The sequence below is a fragment of the Cupriavidus sp. H18C1 genome, from assembly GCF_049311595.1.
GTDB lineage: Bacteria > Pseudomonadota > Gammaproteobacteria > Burkholderiales > Burkholderiaceae > Cupriavidus > Cupriavidus cauae.
On sequence record NZ_CP186008.1, the window covers coordinates 1,549,155 to 1,571,514 of the forward strand.

General features: G+C 63.3%; 23 protein-coding genes and 4 pseudogenes. 11 read left to right on the forward strand and 16 right to left on the reverse strand.

The annotated features are described in order from the left end of the window. Nucleotides 1-11 precede the first annotated feature (11 nt). The 7 genes from OJJOAM_RS07290 to OJJOAM_RS07320 form a co-directional block, all read right to left on the reverse strand. Nucleotides 12-320, reverse strand: a complete 309-nt coding sequence (locus tag OJJOAM_RS07290) for an HPr family phosphocarrier protein (protein WP_422649353.1) — start codon at nucleotides 318-320, stop codon at nucleotides 12-14. Continuing rightward, on the reverse strand, nucleotides 289-744 hold the full coding sequence (locus OJJOAM_RS07295; protein WP_149317151.1) for a PTS sugar transporter subunit IIA: 456 nt from the start codon (nucleotides 742-744) through the stop codon (nucleotides 289-291). Before OJJOAM_RS07295 ends, OJJOAM_RS07290 begins: the two co-directional genes overlap by 32 nt. Then, nucleotides 729-1,844, reverse strand: coding sequence for a glutathione synthase (gene gshB, locus OJJOAM_RS07300; protein ID WP_422649354.1), 1,116 nt, complete (start codon nucleotides 1,842-1,844; stop codon nucleotides 729-731). The genes OJJOAM_RS07295 and gshB overlap by 16 nt, the downstream gene beginning before the upstream one ends. Nucleotides 1,845-1,907: 63 nt before the next feature. Beyond that, nucleotides 1,908-3,203: a glutamate--cysteine ligase gene (gshA, locus tag OJJOAM_RS07305; RefSeq protein ID WP_149317153.1), complete on the reverse strand. Its 1,296-nt coding sequence runs from the start codon at nucleotides 3,201-3,203 to the stop codon at nucleotides 1,908-1,910. Between the two features lie 518 nt (nucleotides 3,204-3,721). After that, nucleotides 3,722-5,248 carry an ammonium transporter gene (gene amt / locus OJJOAM_RS07310; RefSeq protein WP_422649355.1) on the reverse strand — a complete coding sequence of 509 codons (1,527 nt, stop codon included), beginning with the start codon at nucleotides 5,246-5,248 and terminating at the stop codon, nucleotides 3,722-3,724. Between the two features lie 71 nt (nucleotides 5,249-5,319). Further along, nucleotides 5,320-5,658, reverse strand: coding sequence for a P-II family nitrogen regulator (locus OJJOAM_RS07315; protein ID WP_006159494.1), 339 nt, complete (start codon nucleotides 5,656-5,658; stop codon nucleotides 5,320-5,322). 60 nt (nucleotides 5,659-5,718) lie between these two features. Further along, complete coding sequence (locus OJJOAM_RS07320) at nucleotides 5,719-6,489, reverse strand: TorF family putative porin (protein WP_422649356.1); 771 nt, start codon at nucleotides 6,487-6,489, stop codon at nucleotides 5,719-5,721. A 381-nt stretch (nucleotides 6,490-6,870) separates the two neighbouring features. On the opposite strand from OJJOAM_RS07320, the pseudogene OJJOAM_RS07325 reads away from it, so the two are divergent. The 5 genes and pseudogenes from OJJOAM_RS07325 to OJJOAM_RS07345 form a co-directional block, all read left to right on the forward strand. Continuing rightward, nucleotides 6,871-7,119, forward strand: a pseudogene (locus OJJOAM_RS07325) (accessory factor UbiK family protein); the annotation flags it as partial. Between the two features lie 365 nt (nucleotides 7,120-7,484). Further along, complete coding sequence (locus tag OJJOAM_RS07330) at nucleotides 7,485-8,765, forward strand: YifB family Mg chelatase-like AAA ATPase (protein WP_422649357.1); 1,281 nt, start codon at nucleotides 7,485-7,487, stop codon at nucleotides 8,763-8,765. Between the two features lie 225 nt (nucleotides 8,766-8,990). Next, nucleotides 8,991-10,382, forward strand: coding sequence for a hypothetical protein (locus tag OJJOAM_RS07335; protein WP_422649358.1), 1,392 nt, complete (start codon nucleotides 8,991-8,993; stop codon nucleotides 10,380-10,382). Beyond that, nucleotides 10,316-10,888, forward strand: coding sequence for a hypothetical protein (locus OJJOAM_RS07340; protein ID WP_422649359.1), 573 nt, complete (start codon nucleotides 10,316-10,318; stop codon nucleotides 10,886-10,888). Before OJJOAM_RS07335 ends, OJJOAM_RS07340 begins: the two co-directional genes overlap by 67 nt. 22 nt (nucleotides 10,889-10,910) lie before the next feature. Further along, nucleotides 10,911-11,624 carry a hypothetical protein gene (locus tag OJJOAM_RS07345; protein ID WP_422649360.1) on the forward strand — a complete coding sequence of 238 codons (714 nt, stop codon included), beginning with the start codon at nucleotides 10,911-10,913 and terminating at the stop codon, nucleotides 11,622-11,624. Between the two features lie 137 nt (nucleotides 11,625-11,761). Here OJJOAM_RS07345 and OJJOAM_RS07350 read toward each other — a convergent pair whose 3' ends face one another. Together OJJOAM_RS07350 and OJJOAM_RS07355 are read right to left on the reverse strand one after the other, a co-directional pair. Then, nucleotides 11,762-11,890: a multicopper oxidase domain-containing protein gene (locus OJJOAM_RS07350; protein WP_422649361.1), complete on the reverse strand. Its 129-nt coding sequence runs from the start codon at nucleotides 11,888-11,890 to the stop codon at nucleotides 11,762-11,764. A 79-nt stretch (nucleotides 11,891-11,969) separates the two neighbouring features. Further along, a pseudogene (locus tag OJJOAM_RS07355) lies at nucleotides 11,970-12,074 on the reverse strand (hypothetical protein); the annotation flags it as partial. 83 nt (nucleotides 12,075-12,157) lie between these two features. On the opposite strand from OJJOAM_RS07355, the gene OJJOAM_RS07360 reads away from it, so the two are divergent. Beyond that, the gene (locus tag OJJOAM_RS07360; protein ID WP_422649362.1) at nucleotides 12,158-12,409 is read left to right on the forward strand and encodes a hypothetical protein; all 252 of its coding nucleotides are present in this window, start codon (nucleotides 12,158-12,160) and stop codon (nucleotides 12,407-12,409) included. Between the two features lie 415 nt (nucleotides 12,410-12,824). Continuing rightward, nucleotides 12,825-13,466 carry a DUF305 domain-containing protein gene (locus tag OJJOAM_RS07365; protein ID WP_422649363.1) on the forward strand — a complete coding sequence of 214 codons (642 nt, stop codon included), beginning with the start codon at nucleotides 12,825-12,827 and terminating at the stop codon, nucleotides 13,464-13,466. 28 nt (nucleotides 13,467-13,494) lie between these two features. Here OJJOAM_RS07365 and OJJOAM_RS07370 read toward each other — a convergent pair. After that, nucleotides 13,495-14,878, reverse strand: a pseudogene (locus tag OJJOAM_RS07370) (heavy metal sensor histidine kinase). Beyond that, nucleotides 14,875-15,558, reverse strand: a complete 684-nt coding sequence (locus tag OJJOAM_RS07375) for a heavy metal response regulator transcription factor (RefSeq protein ID WP_265633191.1) — start codon at nucleotides 15,556-15,558, stop codon at nucleotides 14,875-14,877. Before OJJOAM_RS07375 ends, OJJOAM_RS07370 begins: the two are co-directional and overlap by 4 nt. Nucleotides 15,559-15,750: 192 nt before the next feature. Here OJJOAM_RS07375 and OJJOAM_RS07380 point away from each other — a divergent pair. From OJJOAM_RS07380 to copD, 4 genes and pseudogenes are all read left to right on the forward strand, one after another. Beyond that, a pseudogene (locus OJJOAM_RS07380) lies at nucleotides 15,751-17,578 on the forward strand (copper resistance system multicopper oxidase). A gap of 224 nt (nucleotides 17,579-17,802) precedes the next feature. After that, nucleotides 17,803-18,750 (forward strand): copper resistance protein B, encoded by a 948-nt coding sequence (locus tag OJJOAM_RS07385; protein WP_422649364.1) that lies wholly within the window; start codon nucleotides 17,803-17,805, stop codon nucleotides 18,748-18,750. A gap of 38 nt (nucleotides 18,751-18,788) precedes the next feature. After that, nucleotides 18,789-19,175 (forward strand): copper homeostasis periplasmic binding protein CopC, encoded by a 387-nt coding sequence (copC, locus tag OJJOAM_RS07390; protein WP_222245862.1) that lies wholly within the window; start codon nucleotides 18,789-18,791, stop codon nucleotides 19,173-19,175. Between the two features lie 7 nt (nucleotides 19,176-19,182). Then, nucleotides 19,183-20,100, forward strand: coding sequence for a copper homeostasis membrane protein CopD (gene copD / locus OJJOAM_RS07395; protein ID WP_422649365.1), 918 nt, complete (start codon nucleotides 19,183-19,185; stop codon nucleotides 20,098-20,100). Nucleotides 20,101-20,106: 6 nt separating this feature from the next. Here copD and OJJOAM_RS07400 read toward each other — a convergent pair whose 3' ends face one another. From OJJOAM_RS07400 to OJJOAM_RS07420, 5 genes are all read right to left on the reverse strand, one after another. Then, the gene (locus OJJOAM_RS07400) at nucleotides 20,107-20,637 is read right to left on the reverse strand and encodes a c-type cytochrome (protein WP_422649366.1); all 531 of its coding nucleotides are present in this window, start codon (nucleotides 20,635-20,637) and stop codon (nucleotides 20,107-20,109) included. Between the two features lie 50 nt (nucleotides 20,638-20,687). Next, on the reverse strand, nucleotides 20,688-21,101 hold the full coding sequence (locus OJJOAM_RS07405; RefSeq protein ID WP_422649367.1) for a DUF411 domain-containing protein: 414 nt from the start codon (nucleotides 21,099-21,101) through the stop codon (nucleotides 20,688-20,690). A gap of 118 nt (nucleotides 21,102-21,219) precedes the next feature. Beyond that, on the reverse strand, nucleotides 21,220-21,639 hold the full coding sequence (locus OJJOAM_RS07410) for a hypothetical protein (RefSeq protein ID WP_422649368.1): 420 nt from the start codon (nucleotides 21,637-21,639) through the stop codon (nucleotides 21,220-21,222). 154 nt (nucleotides 21,640-21,793) lie between these two features. Next, on the reverse strand, nucleotides 21,794-21,982 hold the full coding sequence (locus OJJOAM_RS07415; RefSeq protein ID WP_422649369.1) for a CzcE family metal-binding protein: 189 nt from the start codon (nucleotides 21,980-21,982) through the stop codon (nucleotides 21,794-21,796). Next, a complete protein-coding gene (locus OJJOAM_RS07420) occupies nucleotides 21,954-22,235 on the reverse strand; it encodes a hypothetical protein (protein ID WP_422649370.1) in 282 nt (93 codons plus the stop codon). The genes OJJOAM_RS07415 and OJJOAM_RS07420 overlap by 29 nt, the downstream gene beginning before the upstream one ends. Nucleotides 22,236-22,360: the final 125 nt, after the last annotated feature.

The window sequence follows — 22,360 nt, forward strand, 5'->3', positions numbered from 1 at the left end:
AACCGCTCCGTTCAGGAACGTTGATGAAATCCGGACAGGGCCTGCGCCCTCACTCTCCCCTCGCCGAAGCGGTTGGCGATCAGCGCGGTCAGCGCGTCCATCGCCTCCTGCTCGTCGGGTCCCTCGGTTTCGATCGTGACCGTCGAGCCGATGCCCGCGGCCAGCATCATCACACCCATGATGCTCTTGGCGTCGACCTGGCGCCCGTTGCGCGACATCCTGACCTGGCTGACAAAACTGCCCGCCAGTTGCGTGAGCTTGGCGGAGGCGCGGGCATGCAGCCCGAGCTTATTGATGATGGTGATGTCCCTCTGCAGCATACTTGTCGGGGTGATTGGCGATCTGGTTCTGTACGGTGGTCGAGCCGATCTGCAGCACGCCTTGCGAGCCGCCGGCGAGCGCCTTGGTGGCGAGCTGGTCCAGCTTTTCGGAGCGGTAGCAGATCGCCCGCACGAGCATCGGCAGATTGACGCCGGCGAGCACCTTGATCCGGCCCGGCTCGGCGAGCCGGGCGGCGATATTGGCGGGGGTGGCGCCGAAGATGTCGGTCAGCACCAGCGCCCCATTGTCTTCGATCACCGAGGCCAGGCACCGGCGCGCCTCGGCCAGCACGGCCGCGGGCTCCGCATCGGGAGCGACGTCGATCGCCTCGAGCCGCTTGGGCTCGCCGCAATAGACATGCGCGGCGCAGTCCCGCAGCGCGGAAGCGAGCGGCGCGTGCGCGATGATCAGAATGCCTGCCATGATGGTGAATCCTGTGGATTGCCGCGATTGTAGCAGGCGGGGTAACGGCGACGTCGCGCGCAGCGCGCGCCGTCGCCTGTCCTCAGGCGCCCTTCGCGGCCGCCCGCGCCGCGACCGCCCGCTCGAGCGCGTCGATGAACATGCCGGCCACCGGGAAACCGGTCTGCTGCATGATCTCCTGGAAGCAGGTCGGGCTGGTCACGTTGACCTCGGTCAGGTAGTCCCCCGATCGCGTCGAGCCCCACCAGCAGCAGGCCGCGCTGCCACAGCACCGGCGCCAGCGTCTGCGCGATCTCGCGGTCGCGTTCGGACAGCGGCTGCGCGCGGCCGGTGCCGCCCGCCGCCAGGTTGCCGCGCACCTCGCCGGCCATCGGCACGCGCGCCAGCGAGTACGGCACCGGCTCGCCGCCGATCAGCAGGATGCGCTTGTCGCCGTCCTTGATCGCGGGGATATAGCGCTGCGCCATCAGCGTGCGCGCGCCGTTCGCCCCGAGCGTCTCGATGATCGCGCCCAGGTTCATGCCGTCCGCGCCGACGCGGAACACGCCCATGCCGCCCATGCCGTCCAGCGGCTTGACGATGATGTCGCGATGCTCGGCATGGAAGGCACGGATGCGGGCTGCATCGCGGGTAACCAGCGTCGGCGTGATGAACTGCGGGAACTGCGCGATCGCCACCTTCTCGGAATGGTCGCGGATCGCCTGCGGCTTGTTGAAGACGTTGGCGCCCTGCGACTCGGCCAGCTCCAGCAGCCAGGTGCTGGTCACGTACTCCATGTCGAACGGCGGGTCCTTGCGCATCAGCACCGCGTCGAAGGCCGGCACCGGCATCGCGGCCGGGGCATCGAGGCGGAACCAGGCGGCGTGGCCATGGCCGTGGTCATGGGCGTGATCGTGACCGTCATCGTTGCCCTGCTCGGCCTCCAGCAGATGCAGCCGCTGCGCGACCGCCTCCACCGCGCCGCCGACCAGCGACAGCTGCGACTGCAGGCAGAAGAACAGCTCGTGGCCGCGCGAGGCGGCCTCGACCATCATCGCGTAGGTGGAGTCCTTGTAGGTCTTGAAGGTCTCGAGCGGATCGGTAATGAACAGAATGCGCATGCTGGCGAGTTCCGGTTGTCGTGCCCGTTGTCGGTCGTGGTCGTGGTCGTGCCCGTTGCCCCGTTACAGGATCGGGTTGGGGTCGGTCTTTTCCAGTTCCAGCGAGGCTGCCAGCAGCGCGAGCCGCGCCACCACGCCATACATGTAGAACCGGTTCGGCACCGCCGCGCCCGGCTTGGCATGCGTGTCCGGAATGCTGTTGGGCGCGAACGCCAGCGGCACGAAATGCATGCCCGGCGCGTTCAGGTTCTCGTCGACGCCGCGGCCGGTATGGACGCGGTAGAAGCCGCCGACCACGTACCGGTCGATCATGTAGACCACCGGCTCGGCCACCGCCTCGTTGACCTTCTCGAAGGTATGCACGCCTTCCTGGATGATCACGTCGTTGACCTCGAGGCCTTCCTTGACGACGCTCATCTTGTTGCGTTCCTTGCGGTTCAGCCCCTTGACCTCGGCCGGATCGCGCACCGTCATCACGCCCATGCCGTAGGTGCCGGCATCGGCCTTGACCACCACGTACGGCGTTTCCTTGATGCCGTATTCGCGGTACTTCTTGGCGATCTTCTTGAGCACGCCCTCGACCGCGTCGGCCAGCGCGTCCTCGCCGACCCGCTCATGGAAGTCGATGCCGCCGACCTTGGCGAAATACGGGTTGATCATCCACTGGTCGATATCGATCAGCTTGGCGAACTTCTTGGCGACCTCGTCGTAGGCCGAGAAATGCGAGGACTTGCGCCGCGTCGACCAGCCCGCATGCAGGGGCGGCAGCACGTACTGCTCGTTGATGTTCTCGAGGATCGGCGGCACGCCGGCCGACAGGTCGTTGTTCAGCAGGATCGAACAGGGATCGAAGTCCTTGAGCCCCAGCCGGCGGTCCTTGGTGCCCAGCCGGGTCAGCGGCTCGACCACCAGCGTCTGGCCGTCGGGCAGTTCGATCGGGGTCGGTTCGGTGATGTCCTCGGACAGCGAGCCCAGCCGGACATTGAGCCCCGCCTGGCGCATGATCAGCGACAGCCGCGCCACGTTCTGCAGATAGAACATATTTCGGGTATGGCGCTCGGGGATCAGCAGCAGGTTCTTGGCGTCCGGACAGATCTTCTCGATCGCCGCCATCGCCGCCTGCACCGCCAGCGGCAGCATTTCGGGAGCCAGATTGTTGAAACCGCCGGGGAACAGGTTGGTATCGACCGGGGCCAGCTTGAAGCCGGCATTGCGCAGATCGACCGAACAGTAGAACGGAGGGGTATGCTCCTGCCATTCCAGACGGAACCACCGCTCGATGGACGGCGTCGCGTCCAATATCTTCTTTTCCAGTTCGAGCAGCGGGCCGTTCAGCGCGGTGATGAGGTGCGGGACCATATCCATCCTATTGATCGTCTTTATCGTCCGCCCCGATTGTAGAGGAACGGCCAATTGCATGCAGATGGCATGCCAATGCCGGCGGAACGGGAAAATGTCCGATCGTTTCCGCCTTGGGCTAACAATATGGGGATGGGTCGCGGATTTCAAAGAGCGCGGGGAGCGCCGTCGCGAGGGCAAAAAAAACGCGGCTTCGCCGCGTTTCAAGTGGCCTGACAGATACGGGGAGCGTTCTGCAGGTGGAGGAAACTGCCTCACCTGCACTCTATGCGGGTGCTGTCCTTAACACAAATGAACGATATTGAATTCGGATTTAAGCGGATGGCGAACATTGCTTGCCAACCTGCCGGGAAGCCGCGCCAGTGCTGGCTTTGCGGGCCGCTTCCCAATAAAAAAGCCCGGCACGCGGCCGGGCAAAACTCCTGAGAGAAGATTCCCAATCAGCTCTCCAGCACAACACCGTGGGCGATGCGGGGGGCGGCAAGCCGTGGGTCCCCGCACCGCATGTTTCGTTGGCATCAGGCCTCGTAGGCAGTCTCGCCGTGCGAGGTGATGTCCAGGCCTTCGCGCTCCTCGTCCTCGGGCACGCGCAGGCCGATCAAGAGGTCCACCAGCTTGAAGGCGACGAAGGCCACCACCGCCGACCACACCACGGTGGTCAGCACGCCCTCGGTCTGCACCCAGACCTGGCTCGCGATCGAATAGTTGTCCGCCACCTTGTTGGCGACGTAGTCGTAGATGCCCACGCCGCCCAGGCTCGGCGCCGCGAACACGCCGGTCAGGATCGCCCCGGCGATGCCGCCGACGCCATGCACGCCGAACACGTCGAGCGAGTCATCCGCGCCCAGCAGCCGCTTCAGGCCGGTCACGCCCCACAGGCACAGCAGGCCGGCCACCAGGCCCATCACGATCGAGCCCATCGGGCCGACAAAGCCGGCGGCCGGGGTGATCGCCACCAGGCCGGCCACCGCGCCGGACGCGCCGCCCAGCATCGAGGGCTTGCCCTTGGTGATCCACTCGCCGAAGGTCCACGCCAGCACCGCGGCGCAGGTCGCCAGCAGCGTGTTGACGAAGGCCAGCGCCGCGCCGCCGCTCGCTTCCAGGCCCGAGCCGGCGTTGAAGCCGAACCAGCCGAACCACAGCAGCGAGGCGCCGACCATGGTGAAGGTCAGGCTGTGCGGGCGCAGCGCCTCGCGGCCGAAGCCGATCCGCTTGCCGAACATGTAGGCACCGACCAGGCCCGCCACGGCGGCGTTGATATGCACGACGGTACCGCCGGCGTAGTCGAGCGCGCCCTTCTGGAACAACCAGCCGGCCTTGGCGGTCGCCGCTTCGGCGGCCGCGGCGTCGGTGTAGGCGTCCGGGCCAGGCCAGAACCAGACCATATGCGCCATCGGGATATAGGCGAAGGTGAACCACAGCACGATGAACACCAGCACCGCGGAGAAGCGGGCCCGCTCGGCGAAGGCGCCGATGATCAGGCTGCAGGTGATCGCCGCGAACGCGCACTGGAAGGCGAAGAAGCCCAGCTCCGGAATCACCACGCCCTTGCTGAAGGTGGCCGTCACCGCTTCCGGCGTCAGGCCCTTCATGAACAGCCGGTCGGTGCCGCCGAAGAAGGCGTTGCCCTCGGTGAAGGCGAAGCTGTAGCCGTAGATGGCCCACAGCAGCGCGACCAGCGAGAAGATCACCAGGCACTGCATCAGCACCGACAGCATGTTCTTCGAGCGGACCAGGCCGCCGTAGAACAGCGCCAGGCCCGGCAGCGTCATCAGGATCACGAAGGCCGTGCACATCAGCAGCCAGGCCACGTCGCCCTTGTTGGGGGTCGGCGCGGCGGCGGGCGCCGCGGCTTCCGCGGCCGGGGCCGGGGCCGCTGCGGCGGCAGGCGCAGCGGCCGGGGCGGCAGGCGCCGTGGCGGCGGCCGAAGCCTCGGCGGCGGGCTTGTCCTGGGCCGCGGCCGGGCCCGACAGCGCCATGCCTGCGGTGCCCAAGGCCAGCGCCATCGCGCCGGCCGTCAGGAATCGTTTGAACCAGCTAGTCATCTGAATACCCTCTTGTCGCTTTTGTCGCGCTTGTGGCTTGTATCGCGTGTGTGTTTGCGTCCGGCGTGCCGTTACAGGGCGTCGCCGCCGGTCTCCCCGGTACGGATCCGGATGACCTGCTCGATCGGTGCGACGAAGATCTTGCCGTCGCCGATCTTGCCGGTGCGGGCCGACTTCTCGATCGCCTCGATGGCGCGGTCGACCACGTCGTCGGGCACCGCCACCTCGATCTTGACCTTGGGCAGGAAGTCGACGATGTATTCGGCGCCGCGGTACAGCTCGGTATGGCCCTTCTGCCGGCCGAAGCCCTTGACCTCGGTGACGGTGATGCCGGACACGCCCACGTCCGACAGCGCTTCACGCACTTCGTCGAGCTTGAACGGCTTGATGACGGCGATGATCAGTTTCATCCGTGTTCTCCTGAGAGCGCGGCCCCGTTGCGCGTGGGGCCCGCTCGTGCTGACCGTGATTTAGAAAGTCTTGGTGAGCGTGGCAACCACCGTGGCCTTGCCCATGTAGCGGCCCGAGGTGTTGGTGTAGACGCCGCGCTTGGCATTGGTGTCGATATACGAGACCGCGGCCGAGAAGCCGTTGCCCAGGTCCTTGGTCAGGCCGAGCTTCCAGTCGGTGTACGAGGCGTCCGACACGTTCTGCACCTTCTGGTAGCCGACGTGCGCGTTCAGCGTCAGGCCCCAGAACTCGAGCGGCACGTTGGCCGACAGGTCGACGTACCAGCTGTTCTTGCTGTCGTAGAAGCCGAACAGGTTGGTCGGCGCGTACGAATACTTGAGGAACACCGGGCCGTAGCCGATGCCCGCGTACAGCTCCGTGGTGTACGGGCGGGTGAAGTTGGCCGGATAGTCGCCGGGGTAGTAGTACTGCAGCACGCCGACGTCGTAATTCCACTTGCCGTCGCCGAAGGTGTTCTTGAAGCCGGCGTAGAAGTCCATCTCGATCGGGGCCGACACCTCGTCGTTGCTGTCGTTCAGCCAGCTGATGCTCGAGTTCCAGTTGCCCGCATAGAAGCCGCTCGCATGGCTGTAGTCGAAGCCGCCCTGGATCGCCGGCCGGCGATTGGTCTGCATGATCCCGCGGTAGCGGTATTCGGAGGCCAGCGTCACGTTCGCCGTGAACGTATGCGGCGAGGCCGCTTCGGCGGTCGCGGGCGCGCTCTGCGCCAGCGCGGTGGTGGCGGAACCGCACAGCGTCAGCGCGCCGATGGCGAGGGCCAGCGTCTTCATGGATTTCTTCTCCTTTTCCTTGGGCTCGGGACTTCTCTGTCATGACGGATACTGCAACTGCCATGCCAGGGTCCGCCGTCGCGCGCTCGCGCGTCGGCTGCCTTCGCAGCGCGCGGGCAGCGCGGATGAAAAGCCGGTTTTCATCTGTCTTCGAAACGCCCGCAACACGGGGCCGGGCGGGCCGCGCCGGGTTAAATGCTGTGTCCGGCCGGTGGAAGCCGCTTTTCCCCGCGCGCTTCACGGGCCATAATCCGCCCATGCCACCGGCTGGTGCCGGCCGTCGCCACGAGCGCGCGCTGCACCGATAACGTGCAGATGCGCCCATCCGGCCGCCCCCGCCGCCCCCGATCGATGCACCCCCACGGTGCAGAAGGAGAAACGATGAAACCCACCGATCTCTTCAACGACCTGCAGAGCAAGGTCAGCGAGGTCCTGCGCAATTCGCCCGCCAAGGACATCGAGAAGAACGTCCGCAGCATGATGACCCAGGGCTTTGCCAAGCTCGATCTGGTCACGCGCGAGGAATTCGACGTGCAGTCGCAGGTGCTGGCGCGCACGCGCGCGCGGCTCGAGGAACTGGAAATGCGAGTCGCGGACCTGGAGCGGCGCGCCGGCATGGCGGGCGCAGCCGGGGTGGGACCGGCCACGGTCGGCACCGCCGGCGCCGGCACCACGGCGTCGGCCACCTCGGTACCGGGCTCGACCACGCCCGAGCCGGGCACCGGGCCGACAAACCCCGGGCTGGCTGGCTGAACGCGCCAGACCCCATTTCCTGCGAAGGCCGCCGGGCAACTGGCGGCCTTCTGCGTTTACGGCGGCGTTAATAAATCGGTGACATGCCGGATCGCCCTTCCACCGCCTTCCTCCACGGCCCTCCACCGCCTTCGTCTACCGCATTCGTCTACCGCATTCGTCCACCGCATTCGTCCGTCACCCTGGCCCACCACCCTCGTCCACCCTTCCTCCACCTCTTCCTCTTTCCCCTGGCCACCCCCATGCACCTCGCCGTCCTGCGCAGCCGCGCCCTGACCGGCATCGACGCACCGCCGGTCTCGGTCGAAATCCATCTGGCCAACGGCCTGCCGGCCTTCGCCATCGTCGGGCTGGCCGAAACCGAGGTGCGCGAGAGCCGCGAGCGCGTGCGCGCCGCGATCCTGAACTGCGGCTTCGAATTCCCGAACCGCCGCATCACGGTCAACCTCGCGCCGGCCGATCTGCCCAAGGAATCGGGCCGCTTCGACCTGGCGATCGCGCTGGGCATCCTGGCGGCCAGCGGGCAGATCCCGGCCGCGGCGCTGGACGGCTACGAGTTCGCCGCGGAGCTGTCGCTGTCGGGCGCGCTGCGGCCGGTGCGCGGCGCACTGGCGATGGCGATGGGGCTGGCGCGCGAGCAGGCCGGCGCGGTGGGCGGCACGGTGGGCGGCACGGTGGGCGGCACGGTGCGCGGCACGGTGCGCGGCTCGGCGAGCGGCTTGGCGAATGGCACGGTGCGCGGGTCCGCGAGCGGCCTGGCGAGTGGCACAGCGGGCGGCTTGGCGGGTGGCTCAGCGGGCGGCACAGAGTGCGGCTTGGCGGGCAACACAACCGGCGGACCGGCACGCGCCTTCGTGGTCGCGGCCGGCAACGGCGCCGAGGCCGCGCTGGTCGAGTCGGTCACCGTGCTGGCGGCCGCTTCGCTGCCCGAGGTCTGCGCGCACGTGGCCCGCACCGGCCCGCCGCTGGCGCGGGCCAGGCCCGTGACGGCGGCGCCCGTCGATGGCTCGTCCGCGGGCATGCCGGACATGCGCGACGTGCGCGGCCAGGGGCAGGCGCGCCGCGCGATGGAGGTCGCGGCGGCCGGGCAGCACTCGGCCCTGCTGATCGGCCCGCCCGGCACCGGCAAGTCGATGCTGGCGCAGCGCTTTCCGGGGCTGCTGCCGCCGATGACGCTGCAGGAGGCGCTCGAATCCGCCGCGGTGCTGAGCCTGACCGGCGCCGGCTTCCAGACCGATCGCTGGGGCCGCCGGCCGTTCCGGGCGCCGCACCATACCGCCTCGGCGGCCGCGATGGTCGGCGGTGGGGGGCGATCCGCGCCCGGGCGAGATCTCGCTGGCGCATCACGGCGTGCTGTTCCTCGACGAGTTGCCCGAGTTCGACCGGCGCGTGCTGGAGGTCCTGCGCGAGCCGCTCGAATCCGGCCGCATCACCATCTCGCGTGCGGGCCGGCAGGCCGACTTCCCGGCGCGCTTCCAGTTCGTCTCGGCTTTTGTGACAAGCGTCAATGGTTAAGGAGTTAGGTCGTATGGCTCCCTGCTTCATACGTCCGTGTACGATAGATGGGCGTCGGCGGAGACGGCTCCCTTGAGTCGAAAGTGTCGTTTCGTAGGATTTGTCCCGCGATCTAGGAGCTTTGCAATCGTGGCGTAAGGGGATAGGCGAATTCGCGCTCGATATGGATCTCCAAGTCGTCAGTCCTCCGCCTGTGGCAACATTGAGTCCTAATAAGAAACAGGGACGGGCCGATGCAAATAATTCAGAAGATTGCGGCTTGGGCTGCAGAGCAGCCGGCGTGGGTCGATGACGCAGTGCGGCGGCTTATTGCCGGCAATCTGACTTCTAAGGACCTGCAGGACTTGGCTGCCCTAGCAAAGTCCGCGCACGGGTTGCCCGACCCTGAGGGCCGCGTCGCGGTACGGCTTGACCCGAGGACATTACCTGTGGATGCTCACGCCGGCGCGGACGTCAGCTTGATCGCGCTGCGCTCGCCCGAGTACCTGAATGCGATTGATCCCGGGCAAGCGTTGACGTTTCAGGCGGCGGGACTGACCATCGTGTATGGCCACAACGGCGCAGGGAAGTCAGGCTACGCAAGGATATTAAAAAAGGCCTGTCGCGCACGCAACGTCGAGGACCTCCTTCCTGATGTATATGTTGAGTTGAAGGGTCCGGCGCCCACCAGCGCAATCTTTGACTGGAGCGAGGGACAGGCAGCTCAGTCGCAGAAGTGGACGGTCGGAACTGTTCCGCCGGCCCCGCTTTCGCAGATGTCCGTCTTCGATGCCCACTGTGCACGCGTGTTTGTGGACAACCAGGCAAAGGTCCTGTTCGTGCCCAACGGCATGGAGATTCTTCACGGACTCTCCGATGCTTTCGGCGCCGTCCAGCGTCTGATTGAAGCCGACAGAACCGCAAATACCTTCGATCAGACCCAACTTTCACCGCTCGCAGGTTCGACCGTCGTTGGTCGGCTGCACGCACAACTCGGAAGAAAAAGCGATCCGGAGGCATTTAAGAAACTCGCCGTGTTGTCGGAAGAAGAGGAGGCAGAGCGAAACGTGCTCAGCAAGCTTTTCGGAGACGAAGACCCGATCAAGCTCGCCGCAGTCGTCCGCCGCAAAGCAACGCGCGTTGACACCCTGTGCAATGAGCTCGCAGCCTTGGAGGCCCCTCTTTTGGATGAGGCCATCGGCCAGCTAGCGGCTGCCTTCGTTGCCATGGCTGCGGCAGAGGCTGCATCGAAGCTGGCAGCAGATACGCTTCAGGCTCAGGGCGCAAAAGTCGTCGGGACTGGTACTGTGCTATGGGAGACCTTGCTACGCAGCGCGATGAAGTATGCAACAGAGGTTGCGTACCCGGGACACGAATTTCCGGGACCAGACCGCGACGCGTACTGCGTGCTCTGCCAGCAGCCGCTTGCCGACGAAGCTACGGAAAGGCTGAAGTCCTTCGTTGCGTTTCTGGAGGCCGATGCGCAGAAAAAGCCACAGAGGCCCGCGAGCTCACCAAGAAGCTGTATCGAGCGATTTCATCACTCAACTTCGACACATTTCCATCTGATCGCGCGTTCTTGGACGAACTCCACGAAAGCGAACCGACATTGGCAGCCGCCATCGATGAATACACAACCGCTCTGAAGGCTCGTCAGGCGAGGGTGGTCGCAATGGCGCCGAACCGAAAATTGGATCGTCTGGAACCGCTGCCTGCGTCCCCGGTACCAACCATAAAGGAATTGCACGGCAGGTATGTTAACGAGGCTGGGCAGCTTATGAAGGCGATGACGCCCGAGGAGCGCGAGCAAAAGAGCAAGGTGCTTGCCGATCTGGATGCTAGGACGAAGCTTGCGGGGCTTCTCCCCAAGGTGCTAGAAGCAATAGAGTGGCACAGGCGCGATCATGCATTTGGCGAGGCCATAAAAGGATGTAGTACTCGCTCTATCACTGGCAAGACGACCGAGTTATACGAAGCGCATGTCACGGAGGAACTTCGCTCAGCCTTTACGCAAGAGCTTGCGAATCTCGGCCTCGGCGGGCTAGATGTCATCCTAGAGATGACGGGGCAAAAAAGGTGCCCGCATGCAACAGCTCAGGCTCCGTACCGCACCACAGCACGCACGCGCGAAGGTCTCAGATATCCTCAGTGAGGGCGAGCAGCGAGTCATCGCCATGGCTCTGTTCCTGGCGGAGATCGGCATTGAGCCCGGCAAGTCGGGCCTTATCTTTGACGACCCCGTGTCGTCCCTGGACCATGTGCGTCGCGAGAGAATCGCGAAGCGCCTTGTTCTCGAAGGCAAGAAGCGCCAGATCATTGTGTTTACGCACGACCTAGCCTTTGCCTGGACATTAAAGGACTTCGCCGATAAGCACGGCGTTGCCCACGTGGATCGTCACGTCTTCTCGGCGGGCGCGAAAAAAGGGTTCTGCGGCGACGGCCTGCCCTTCGAAGGAAAGAAGCTTAGCGCGAGAATCAATGAGCTTCGAGACCACGCTCAACGAGCAAGGAAAGCACTGGAAGAGCAGCACAACCATGAACTCTACAACGACATGGTGCGCAACGGCTACCGAAGGATGCGAGACACCTGGGAGCTGCTCATCGAGGAGCATCTGTTCGCAGGCACCGTGAAGCGCTTCAGACGTTCCATTGAGACCTCGAAGCTACGGTGCGTTTCCGTCGGCGATCCGGAAGCCGCTGCTGTATACAACGGCATGACGCGGTGCTCGAACTTCACGCACGAAGGCGGCGCCGAGGCGCCACCGGCACTGCCAGGACCAGAGGAGTTTCTTGCCGACGTGGAACAGCTTGCGGCGGCGCTGACGTTGATCGATGAGAACAAGAACGCCACGGAAAAGCGACGCAAGCAAGCTGGCCTGGCGACGTAAATCTGAATACGAGCGGGGTCGGGGTAGGCTTGCAAGTCGACGTCGACGCATTTGCCAGGTGCGGGGCGCGAGAGCACGTGCAAACGGTAGAAAGTGCCTTACAGTGCCCGCGGCATGGGGACGTGATGTGGACCCGATCAGCGAACGATGAACTGTCCCATCCTCCCGTTATCTTCGTGCTCGAGAATATGGCAGTTGTACATGTACGGGGCCGTTACCGCGGTATGGCAAAACCGAACAAGCAGTTCGACGGAGTTCTCGACCATGTTTATCGCGAACACCCGGCGGTGAACCGTTTCGGCTGAGAACTTCGAAGTGAACACAGTGGATATGGAACGGGTGTGCCATCATCTCTGGGTACACCTGCCAGACTTCTGTGTCGCCGCGCCTGATTTCTGCATCGATTCGCTCCATGTCGAACGGGCGGCCATTGACGCCGAACACTCCCATTCCGTGCCCCCTCTCATCCCACGCATGCCCATGGTGATGGCAATGCGCCGCCGACCAAAGGCGTTCGACACGGACTGGCGCTGGTGCGTCACGAGCTTGTCGGGCTGCTGAGCGCTGCGCGTGCCTGTTCCCCGAAGCTCGAACCTGATGATCGCCTGGCGTTCACCACGCAGGCGATTGCCGCCGCCCATCATTCGCATCATCATCGGCGCATTGCCATCCTGTCCCGTTTCCAGGACGGCGGGCTGGCCATCGCAAAAATCCACGAGTACCTCGGCTCGCTCCAGAGTCAACTGGGGTCCACATGGCATCGCAACACCGATCTTCATTGCTAGCCCAGACCACCTCAGATTGCGAATCCCGACACGGCGTCCGGGACGAGCGGACGTAATGCATTTCTTGCAATATGGCAATTCTGGCTGGCGGCCACACTCTCAGGAAGCCGATGCGCAACGCAGCGGCAAGTCGACATCGCGATACGCAAGAGTGCTTTCCCCACGTTCAGATTACTGGCCCATTACGAATCTGACAGCCCCCTGAAACGTTCTACCTCTGGCACGTCTGTTGCGCCGTCCGAGTCGCTGATTATTCCCATCGGCGAAGTCGTGTGTTCCGCCGGTCTATCGCAACCCCGCCCAACCTTGGGAGCTCAACATGCAGTTGACTGCTACATGCGACCCTGCTCGCGTCTTTCCATCGCCGCTGTCGACAAGGGCCTGTCGGTGGATGCCCCGGACAGTCCGACATCTCATGACGACCGGCCTGATGGCCATGCTTGTCTTGCCAGCTACTTATGCCGCCCAGCCAGGCAGAGGCCACACTGCCGGCTTCGAGGTTCGTCTGATGCGGTTGGTCATTGACCATCATTTTTCAGCGCTCAGGATGACCGAGCTGGCCGCCGGCACAGATCCGCAACGCAGCGGACATCTTTCATCAAACGAAGGGACGTCGCCCACGCCGGGATTTTCGGCTACGCCTGCCAAGGCCGCTCTCGATGAAATCAAATCCATGGCCCGGATGGAGAATCGCGCGCAAAGAGAGCAGATCATGCACCTGCAGATGTTGCTGCGTGATTGGTATGGCGTTGCCCACGAGCCCCGCATCAGAGAGGATGCGCAACAGATGCTTACTGCTCTGGAGCAGGCCCAACCCGGCGCGAGCTTTGATCGCGCTTTCCTTGAAACCTTCAGCCGCCATCACTTTTCGCTGCTGCAGCCGATGAACGCTTGCATCACCGGCGCAGATCGCCTCCATCAGAATCTGATACGCCTCTGCAAGTTGATGTGGCATGAGCAGACATCTGGTATCGACGAAATGCGCGAGCTGCTGGAAACTCGCTTCGGCATCGTCGACTATCAGCCGTTCCGCGGCGAGCGTCCGCTGCAGCAGTAAAGAGTCGACCGGCGCGGAAGCACCGCATTTACTTGGCGAGACGTGGGAACGTCAAGATAAACCGGGTCCTTCCCGCCGACGACTCCACGGAAATTCGACCTCCGTGCGCCGACATGATGGCCTGCGTAATCGACAAGCCAAGCCCAACACTGTCGGAATCGGCCCGGTTGCGGGACTTGTCGGCGCGAAAGAACCGGTCGAAGATCGAGGGCAACAGGTCCGCACTGATTTCCCTTGCCCTCGTTCTCCACGACGATCGTTGCGGCACCGGCCTGTTCCTTCGTCTTGACCAGGATGGCCTTTCCCTCCGGCGTATAGCGCAGCGCGTTGGAAAGCAGGTTACTCAGCGCCCTGCGCAGCATCAGACGATCACCGAAGATCCGCGCCTGACCTTCAAGCCGCAGATGCACCCTCTTGTCCTCCGCCAGCGCATCGTAGAAATCGAACAGCGCACGTACTTCGTCGCTGACGTTGATCTCCTCTTCGCTGGGCAGCGTGATGCCGTGCTCCATCTTTGCCAGATAGAGCATGTCGGAAACCATGCGGCCAAGGCGTTGCAGTTCCTCGGCGTTGGACGCCAGAACCTCCCGGTATTTCTCTGCATCCCGTGGTTGCGATAGCACGACATGCGTCTGCGTCATCAGGTTGGTGATCGGCGTGCGCAGCTCGTGTGCCAGATCCGACGAAAACTCGGATAACCGCCGGAAATCGTCCTGCAACCGCTCCAGCATGGCATTCAAAGTGGCGGCCAAATCCGCCATTTCGACTGGGACTGCCTCCACCGGCATGCGTGCATCCAGCTTGTTCGAGGTCACGCCGCTCGCGCGTGAGGCCATCATCCGTAAGGGCGCCAGGCCACGCCTTGCCGCCCACCACCCGAACAAGCCGCTGGCGAGCGCCGCCAGCGCGGTATAGAACGCCAGCGATTGCCGGAATGCCTGCATGAAATGCGCATGAATGTCCGTGTCCATGCCCACGACGACGCGCAATGGCGCCGCTGCCGGGTCCGACATTTTCGCCAGCGCTCGCATGCCGCGGTACTGTTTCCCGTTCTGCTGCCACACCAGGGTGTCTTCGTTCGGCTTCAGCCGGGCGATGGCGGCCAAGGTCGGCGCGAAGTCGTATCCCTTGGTCGCATAGACGAGCTGGCCTTGCGCGGTTTGGACGTGCGCAACGAACCCGGGGTGGTGCTCCACCATCTCGGCCAAGCGCGCGGGCAGCTGTGCTGTCGGTCGTTCCTGCGTGATCTTCTGAATCAAGCGGATGTTGTCACCGAGGATGACGTAGTCCTCGTTGGCAAAGTGGCGGTCCATGGCCAGCCAGATCAATACACCGAGACCCAGCAGCACCGCCGCTGACGACAGCGAGAACAGCAGCGTCAACCGCATCGTCAGCGAAAGCCGTCGCCTCATTCCGTTCCCTCTGGCGCTTCCAGTACGTATCCCATCCCGCGCACTGTCTGGATCAGTTTTGGTTCGAAGTCGTCGTCGATCTTGGCCCTCAGGCGACGAATGGCCACGTCGATCACATTGCTGTCACTGTCGAAATTCATGTCCCACACCTGCGAGGCGATCAGAGAGCGCGGCAAGACCTCGCCACGCCTGCGCGCGAGCAGTTCGAGCAGTGCAAACTCCTTGCTGGTCAGCGGGATGCGGCGACCGGCACGGGATGCGCGCCTGCGTCCCAAATCCAGGACCAGATCAGCGACCTGGATGCGGTCAATGGCCAGCACAGATCCCCGGCGCAACAGCGTGCGGACCCGAGCGAGCAACTCCGAGAAGGCGAACGGCTTGACAAGATAGTCGTCTGCACCCAGTTCCAGCCCCTTGACGCGGTCTGTCACGCTGTCACGCGCGGTCAGGAACAAGACAGGGACGGCATTCTCCGCGGCACGGATGGACTGCAATATGTGCCAGCCATCCAGGTCCGGCAACATCACGTCGAGAATGATCAGGTCATACGATTCGTTGAGCGCCAGGTGCTGCCCATCGAGCCCGTTGCCGACCAGGTCGACGACGAAGCCGGCTTCGGTCAGTCCCTGGCGAAGGTAGTCGCCTGTCTTGGATTCGTCCTCCACCACCAGCAGTTTCATTTAGAGCGTCCGATTGGATTGGCTAGCGGCCCCCGGAAGGGAGCCTCGGTGCGGCTAGTCTAGCGAGACGACTTGCGGGTGACCTCAACATTACCGGAATGTAATGTGCAGGTAAGTTGACGGTAGCCTCCTGCTCGTTACTCTCTGCATGCCGACTTCTATGCGGCCATTCAAGCAAAAAAGGGACTATTCATGCGACGTGATCGACCGGCCGGTATTGTGCTGCACAACCCAACGCGCCGCCGCTTCGTTCAAGGCCTGGCCGCAGGGGGGTGTCATGGCGGGATTGTCGGGTCTTGGGGGAACCGTTTGGGCCCAGGCGACTGAACGCCCCGCCCAGACGCTGTCCGGCACCGCCCCCGTGCTGCGCGGCACCGAATTCGACCTAGTCATCGGCGAATCGGTGGTCAACTTCACCGGCACGCCGCGCGTGGCGACCACGATCAACGGGATGCTGCCCGGCCCGACGCTGCGGTGGCGTCAGGGCGACACCGTCACCATCCGCGTCACGAATCGGCTGCGCGAGCCAACGTCGATCCATTGGCACGGGATCATCCTGCCGTTCGAAATGGACGGCGTGCCGGGGATCAGCTTTCCCGGCATTGCGCCGGGCGAAACGTTCACCTATCGCTTCAAGGTCGACCAGACCGGCAGCTACTGGTACCACTCGCATTCGGGATTCCAGGAGATGACGGGCGTGTATGGCGGCATCGTGATCGACCCGGCTTCCGGCTACGACGCCGTTCAAGCAGACCGCGACTATACGATCCTGCTGTCCGACTGGACCGATGAAGATCCGATGCGGGTCCTGTCGAAGCTCAAGGTCCAGAGCGACTACTACAACTTCAATCAGCCGACCGTCATCGACTTCTTCCGCGACGTCGCCAACGACGGCATGAAAAGCGCGCTGGCCAAGCGGAAGATGTGGAACGAGATGCGGATGAATCCGACGGATCTGGCCGATCTGTCGGGCGCCACGCTGACGTATCTAACCAATGGTGTCACGCCAGCCGGCAACTGGACGGGCATGTTCCGGCCAGGTGAGAAGGTCAGGCTGCGCTTCATCAATGGCACGGGCAACACGTTCTATGACGTGCGCATCCCTGGGCTGAAGCTGAAGGTGATACAGGCCGACGGGCAGAACCTGGAACCGGTGACCGTCGATGAGTTCCGGTTCGGTCCCGGGGAAACCTATGACGTCGTCGTCGAACCCCGAGATGAGGCCTACACGATTTTCTCCCAATCCATGGACAGGACCGGCTATGCCCGAGGCACGCTGGCTGTTCGTGAAGGTCTGACCGCGCCGGTGCCCGCGCTCGACAAGGCCGAATGGCTGACGATGGCGGACATGATGGGTGCCATGGACCACGGCAGCATGCAAGGCATGAACCATGGTGGCATGAGCATGCAGGGCATGGCGGGCACCGCAATGGCGATGGACCATAGCCAGCACAACATGGCCACCATGGCCGCCGGCAATTCGCTGAAGGTTCCCAGCACCAAGGCGCGGCACGCCAGAACCGAGTACGGGGCCAGCACCGATATGCGCGTGGACATGGCGCGCACCAACCTGGACGATCCCGGCATTGGCCTGCGCAACAACGGTCGTCGTGTGCTGACGCTGGCTGACCAGCACACCATCGGTGGTCCGTTGGACAAGCGGGGCCCTGGACGCGAGGTCGAGCTGCACCTGACCGGCAATATGGAGCGCTATACCTGGTCGTTTGACGGTGTGGAGTTCGGCAAGTCGACACCGGTCTATTTCAAGTATGGCGAGCGCCTGCGCGTGATCCTCCACAACGACACGATGATGACGCATCCGATGCACCTGCACGGCATGTGGAGCGAACTGGAGTCGCCAGATGGATCCTTCCAGGCCCGGCGCCACACGATTCCCGTTCAGCCGGCCCAGCGCATCAGCTTCCTGGTTACCGCGGACGCATTGGGACGATGGGCATGGCATTGCCATCTGATGCTGCATATGGACGCGGGCATGTTCCGTGAAGTGATAGTGGCCTGACCGTCAACCGGATAGAGATTCCATGCATAAGCGAACAACAACGATTCTTGCTGCCGCGGTCCTGACGTCCGCCGGCATCGGCACGACGTGGGCGCAAGCCGCCCATTCCCCCGGAGGCCCACGCGGGCACTTCGGCCGCGGATCCGACCAGGAAGGCCAACGCTGCCGCGCAATCGAAGTCCGTCGGCAAGGCAAATGGTAAGGGTGGCAAGGACCATGGCTCGATGCAGGGTATGGACCACGGCTCGATGCAGGGTATGGATCACGGCTCGATGCAGGGCATGGATCACGGCTCGATGCAGGGCATGGACCACGGCTCGACGCAGGGCATGGACCACGGCTCGATGCAGGGTATGGATCACGGCTCGATGCAGGGCATGGATCACGGCTCGATGCAGGGCATGGATCACGGCGACATGAAAATGCAAGGCGGCAGCGCTCCGCCCGACGCGCGCGATCCGCATGGCTATTCCGGTGGCTATCAACTCGGGGTCGGCAAGTATGCGCTCGGGCCGACCCGAACGCTCCATATGGCGGACGAACATCTGTTTGCTTCCGTGCTGGTGGATCGCCTGGAATGGACCAAGGGCCGAGACAGTAATGCAGCGTCCTACGAGGCGCAGGCCTGGTTCGGCAACTCCTACGACAAGCTGGTGATCAAGGCCGAAGGGGAGGCCGAAGAAGGAAAGGTGCACGAGGCTCGCACCGAACTGCTGTGGGGCCATTCCATTGCGACGTTCTGGGATACCCAGGTCGGTATTCGAAACGATGCTGGCTACGGCAGACCGGCCCGGAACTGGCTCGCGTTCGGTGTGCAAGGCCTGGCGCCCTACTGGTTCGAAGTCGATGCGACCGGCTACGTCGGCACCGAAGGCAGGACCGCGCTTCGACTCTCCGCCGAATACGAGCTTCTGATTACGCAGCGTCTGATCCTGCAGCCGCGAATCGAAGCCAACTTCTACGGCAAGAACGACCCTGAAATCGGTATCGGCAGCGGCCTGGCCAATGGCGCCGTGGGCGTGCGCCTGCGCTATGAGATTAACCGGCAGTTCGCACCGTATATCGGCGTCGAGCGATATCAGACATTCGGCAATACCGCCGACATGATTCGCACGGCAGGCGGTCGTCGTGGCGAGACCCGCTTTGTGGCCGGTGTTCGTATTTGGTTCTGACCACGTTCTCTAACCCCCTTTCAATCTGGGAGTTCATCATGCAGACGCACCGTTTCGCCATCCGAGCCATGCTCGCCGCCACAGCGGCATTGATCAGTTCGGCGGCTTTCGCACATCCCAAGCTGGTCTCTTCGACCCCGGCTGACAAGGCCGAGGTTTCCGCCCCTCAGAAGATCGAACTGAAGTTCTCCGAAAACTTGGTCGCCCAGTTTTCCGGTGCCAACCTGGTAATGACCGGCATGCCTGGCATGGCCAATCATGCCCCGATGAAGATTGCCGCCAAGGTATCAGGCAGCGATGACCCGAAGACGATGGTGATCACGCCGGCCCAACCGCTCGTTCCGGGCAGCTACCGTGTGGATTGGCGCGCAGTTTCGTCGGACACGCATCCGATCAACGGAAATATCGCCTTCACGGTCAAGTGATCCGCCGATGGACTGGGCGACTGTATCGGTGCGCTTTGCACTCTATCTCGACCTGACGGCGCTTTTCGGTTTGCCGCTATTCGGTCTTTATGCGCTTCGCCGTGAGGAGATATCGTCGGGCATCGGCTCACGGTATGTCGCCATTGCGTCCGCGCTGGCTGCGGTCGGCATCGGACTGTCGTTGGCAAATATCGCCGTCATGGCCAAGGCCATGACCGGCGCATCCGAATACGCCGAACTGCAGAGCCACGTTTTCGAGATGATCGTGACGGGTACGGATTTCGGGACGGCTTGGGCTGTCCGTCTGGTTGCGCTGGTCCTTTGCTTGCTGGTCGCTCTTTTCGCACGCCGGTGGCCGGCGCTGCAAATTGGTGTATTGGCTGCCGCAGGCGGCGTTGCGCTATCGACCCTTGCCTGGGGCGGGCATGGCGCGATGGACGATGGCGTCCGCCGCTATATTCACCTGGCCTCCGATATTGGACATCTGGCCGCAGCCGGGGCCTGGGTTGGCGCGCTGATCGCTTTCGTGCTGCTGGCAAGAGCCGCGTCCACACCGGAGACGGTCGCACTGCTGACCCGCACGTCCAATGGCTTCGCTCAGGTTGGCACTATTGTGGTCGCCACTTTGACGGTGACCGGGGTGATCAACTACCTCTTGATCGTCGGCCTGACGCTGCCAGAGCTGTCGCTAACGTCGTATGGCGGCCTGCTTGCCATCAAGCTCGGCCTGTTCGGTACGATGCTGGCCCTTGCGGCAACCAATCGCTACTTTCTGAGTCCGCAACTGGAGCATGCGGTGAAGAGCGGCAATCACGCGGCAGCCGTCCGAACGTTTCGACGCAGCCTGATCTTCGAAACCAGCGCGGCAACGCTGATCCTGGCTCTTGTGGCGTCACTGGGCATTCTGTCACCGGCGGGTATGTAGAGCGCGCTAACGCGGATTGGCGTATTGCTCGGTCGCTTCACGCTGCGCCGCCGACGCCCTTGGCGGCCAAGTGCTCTTGATATACGCGAGGACAGCAATGATGTCCTCGTTGGACAGCAATTGGCCGAATGCCGGCATGTCGCTGACATACCCGGCCGGAGCCGTGATGCCCGGCACCAGACCATTCTTGGTAATGGCAAACAGCACGGCGTCGGGATGATGCCATGTATGGCCTGTGGCATCGTGCGGCGGCGCCGGCATCCGGCCGCTCGGAAGCCGTTCCCGCCAGTTTGGTTGACCCTCGAGATTGGCGCCATGGCAGGACGCGCATTGCTGCGCGTAAAGCTGCTTGCCTCTGGCAATACGCTGCGCATCACTGGTGTCGATGCGTAGCTGCCTAGCCGCCGACGCTCCGTTCCCACCGTCGACGGGCGTCTCAAGAAAGCGCTTCATCTTCAGCGCGACCGCAGTTGCGGCCACGGCTGCGAGCACCAACAGGCCAGCAATCAGCCAACGAGACTTGTTCGAGCTTTCCATTCGTAGCCGGCCAAGCTCGGTGCAGCTTCGCTGTCCGAACCGAGGCGCCATTAATTCCTGGAGAACGGCTTTCCGTTGAAATCCACGGTCACCAAGTTGCCATCCATGGGACCCATGCCGGGAGAATTTGCCGGCATGCCCGGCACGGCGATCCCTTTCACGCCCGGACTGGCAGCCAGTTTCCTCACCGCCGCCGCGGGAACGTGCCCTTCGATAATTTGGCCACTGCCTTGCATGACCGCGGTATGGCAGGAGCCCATCTTCTCGGGAACGCCAAGCTTCGTTTTGATTGCGGCGACATCCGGCGTATTGATGAGCTTGGTCTGGATGCCAGCCTCGTTCAAATGCTCCACCCAACCTTCACAGCATCCGCAATTGGCATCCTTGTAGACGACCAGCGCGGGGGGAGCCGCATACGCAAGCGTACCGACAGTGAGAAGGGCAACACCAAGAAGAAGCTTCATCGAAAATTCCCGCGAGATTGGACTTCAGTTTTCGTGGCTATGTTGGCCCCGACCCGCCTGATCGGTGTATCACCGGGTGCCGTTCAAGCTTGCTTTGACAAGCATCAGAGCTTACCGTTCACTGCGCCGACGCCTCAGACCAGGCAAACAGCTTGTCGTAGTCGCCCGATGTGAAAGAGCCCAACGTCCGAGAGGTCTCGGCCGCTGGACCTGCGCCGGTATTGCGAAGCCCGACACTTCGAAAATGCCAACGTCCTGCGATCAGATGCCGTCGGTGAAAGCGTCGCGCGTTCCCCCCCGTGTGGCTCCCGTCCGTGAAGGTGTCCCGCGTGCCCGTAGTATGGGCGCCATCGGAGAACAGGTCGCGCGTAGCGGTAGTATGACCGCCATCGGTGAAGGGATCGCGCGTGCCCATCGTGTGGCCGCCGGTCGTGAAGATATCGCGCGACGATGTTACGCCGGCATTCACCATTCCCGCTGCGCTGCCCAGCGACGCAATCGTCAATACCAAGAGCGCAGCCTTCTTCAACGTACGCATTTTGTTTCTCCTTTTAAGGGTGATTGGCTCGCTGTGAGCCTGCATGATCAGTGTAGGGAGGGGCTCCCCACCGAGGCATGACTGTGCGATTACAAAGCCGTCATCTCGAATCGCCGTGTCGTGGATGGACGTGCCCAGCACACAATTCCGCCTGTCAGCCACCGGTGAAAATCTGGCTGCGATCGATGTTCACGCGCACGCCTCGAGCGCTCGGCATGCTGGGGAAAAGGTCGCCCAAGTCGACTGTGCTGCCGTGCACGAACTCCCCGAACTGCCAAGCCACGGATTGATCGCCGTCTGCGAATGCCACCGCTTCACCGGAGGCTACGTTGACGCTTTTCATACCCGGCCGAAGCGTGATAGTGCGGGACGCCGTGCCAGCCGGGACAACGCTGCCAAAAAAGGGCTGCGTGAGGACCGAGACGCGTGCCCGACGTCGTGTTTGCCATCGTTGAAGATGCGGGCTCGGCGGCCTGCTGCACGTGCTTGGCCCAATCATCGCCCGCGTTAGTTCTTGCCTTGTCCGCGCCCCATGCGGGCGCCACGGACAGCGCCGCCAGGCTCAATACAACTGCCGCGTTCTTGTTGATTTTCATGATTCTCTCCATTGAGTTACGAGGTATTGGCCTCTCGACTTCAATGGTATGAATCCGCCCCTCACCGAGCCATTACCCGACTATTACATCCAGGTAAGGTGCCGAGGATAAGAGGCAATTTTTCG

Excerpts from the sequence above, each read along its gene's own strand:
- OJJOAM_RS07290 (WP_422649353.1), bottom strand. The coding sequence starts at position 320 with ATGCTGCAGAGGGACATCACCATCATCAATAAGCTCGGGCTGCATGCC.
- OJJOAM_RS07295 (WP_149317151.1), bottom strand. The coding sequence starts at position 744 with ATGGCAGGCATTCTGATCATCGCGCACGCGCCGCTCGCTTCCGCGCTG.
- gshB (WP_422649354.1), bottom strand. The coding sequence starts at position 1,844 with ATGCGCATTCTGTTCATTACCGATCCGCTCGAGACCTTCAAGACCTAC.
- gshA (WP_149317153.1), bottom strand. The coding sequence starts at position 3,203 with ATGGTCCCGCACCTCATCACCGCGCTGAACGGCCCGCTGCTCGAACTG.
- amt (WP_422649355.1), bottom strand. The coding sequence starts at position 5,248 with ATGACTAGCTGGTTCAAACGATTCCTGACGGCCGGCGCGATGGCGCTG.
- OJJOAM_RS07315 (WP_006159494.1), bottom strand. The coding sequence starts at position 5,658 with ATGAAACTGATCATCGCCGTCATCAAGCCGTTCAAGCTCGACGAAGTG.
- OJJOAM_RS07320 (WP_422649356.1), bottom strand. The coding sequence starts at position 6,489 with ATGAAGACGCTGGCCCTCGCCATCGGCGCGCTGACGCTGTGCGGTTCC.
- OJJOAM_RS07330 (WP_422649357.1), top strand. The coding sequence starts at position 7,485 with ATGCACCTCGCCGTCCTGCGCAGCCGCGCCCTGACCGGCATCGACGCA.
- OJJOAM_RS07335 (WP_422649358.1), top strand. The coding sequence starts at position 8,991 with ATGCAAATAATTCAGAAGATTGCGGCTTGGGCTGCAGAGCAGCCGGCG.
- OJJOAM_RS07345 (WP_422649360.1), top strand. The coding sequence starts at position 10,911 with ATGGCTCTGTTCCTGGCGGAGATCGGCATTGAGCCCGGCAAGTCGGGC.
- OJJOAM_RS07350 (WP_422649361.1), bottom strand. The coding sequence starts at position 11,890 with ATGGTCGAGAACTCCGTCGAACTGCTTGTTCGGTTTTGCCATACCGCG.
- OJJOAM_RS07365 (WP_422649363.1), top strand. The coding sequence starts at position 12,825 with ATGACGACCGGCCTGATGGCCATGCTTGTCTTGCCAGCTACTTATGCC.
- OJJOAM_RS07375 (WP_265633191.1), bottom strand. The coding sequence starts at position 15,558 with ATGAAACTGCTGGTGGTGGAGGACGAATCCAAGACAGGCGACTACCTT.
- OJJOAM_RS07385 (WP_422649364.1), top strand. The coding sequence starts at position 17,803 with ATGCAGGGTATGGACCACGGCTCGATGCAGGGTATGGATCACGGCTCG.
- copC (WP_222245862.1), top strand. The coding sequence starts at position 18,789 with ATGCAGACGCACCGTTTCGCCATCCGAGCCATGCTCGCCGCCACAGCG.
- copD (WP_422649365.1), top strand. The coding sequence starts at position 19,183 with ATGGACTGGGCGACTGTATCGGTGCGCTTTGCACTCTATCTCGACCTG.
- OJJOAM_RS07400 (WP_422649366.1), bottom strand. The coding sequence starts at position 20,637 with ATGGAAAGCTCGAACAAGTCTCGTTGGCTGATTGCTGGCCTGTTGGTG.
- OJJOAM_RS07405 (WP_422649367.1), bottom strand. The coding sequence starts at position 21,101 with ATGAAGCTTCTTCTTGGTGTTGCCCTTCTCACTGTCGGTACGCTTGCG.
- OJJOAM_RS07410 (WP_422649368.1), bottom strand. The coding sequence starts at position 21,639 with ATGCGTACGTTGAAGAAGGCTGCGCTCTTGGTATTGACGATTGCGTCG.
- OJJOAM_RS07415 (WP_422649369.1), bottom strand. The coding sequence starts at position 21,982 with ATGAAAAGCGTCAACGTAGCCTCCGGTGAAGCGGTGGCATTCGCAGAC.
- OJJOAM_RS07420 (WP_422649370.1), bottom strand. The coding sequence starts at position 22,235 with ATGAAAATCAACAAGAACGCGGCAGTTGTATTGAGCCTGGCGGCGCTG.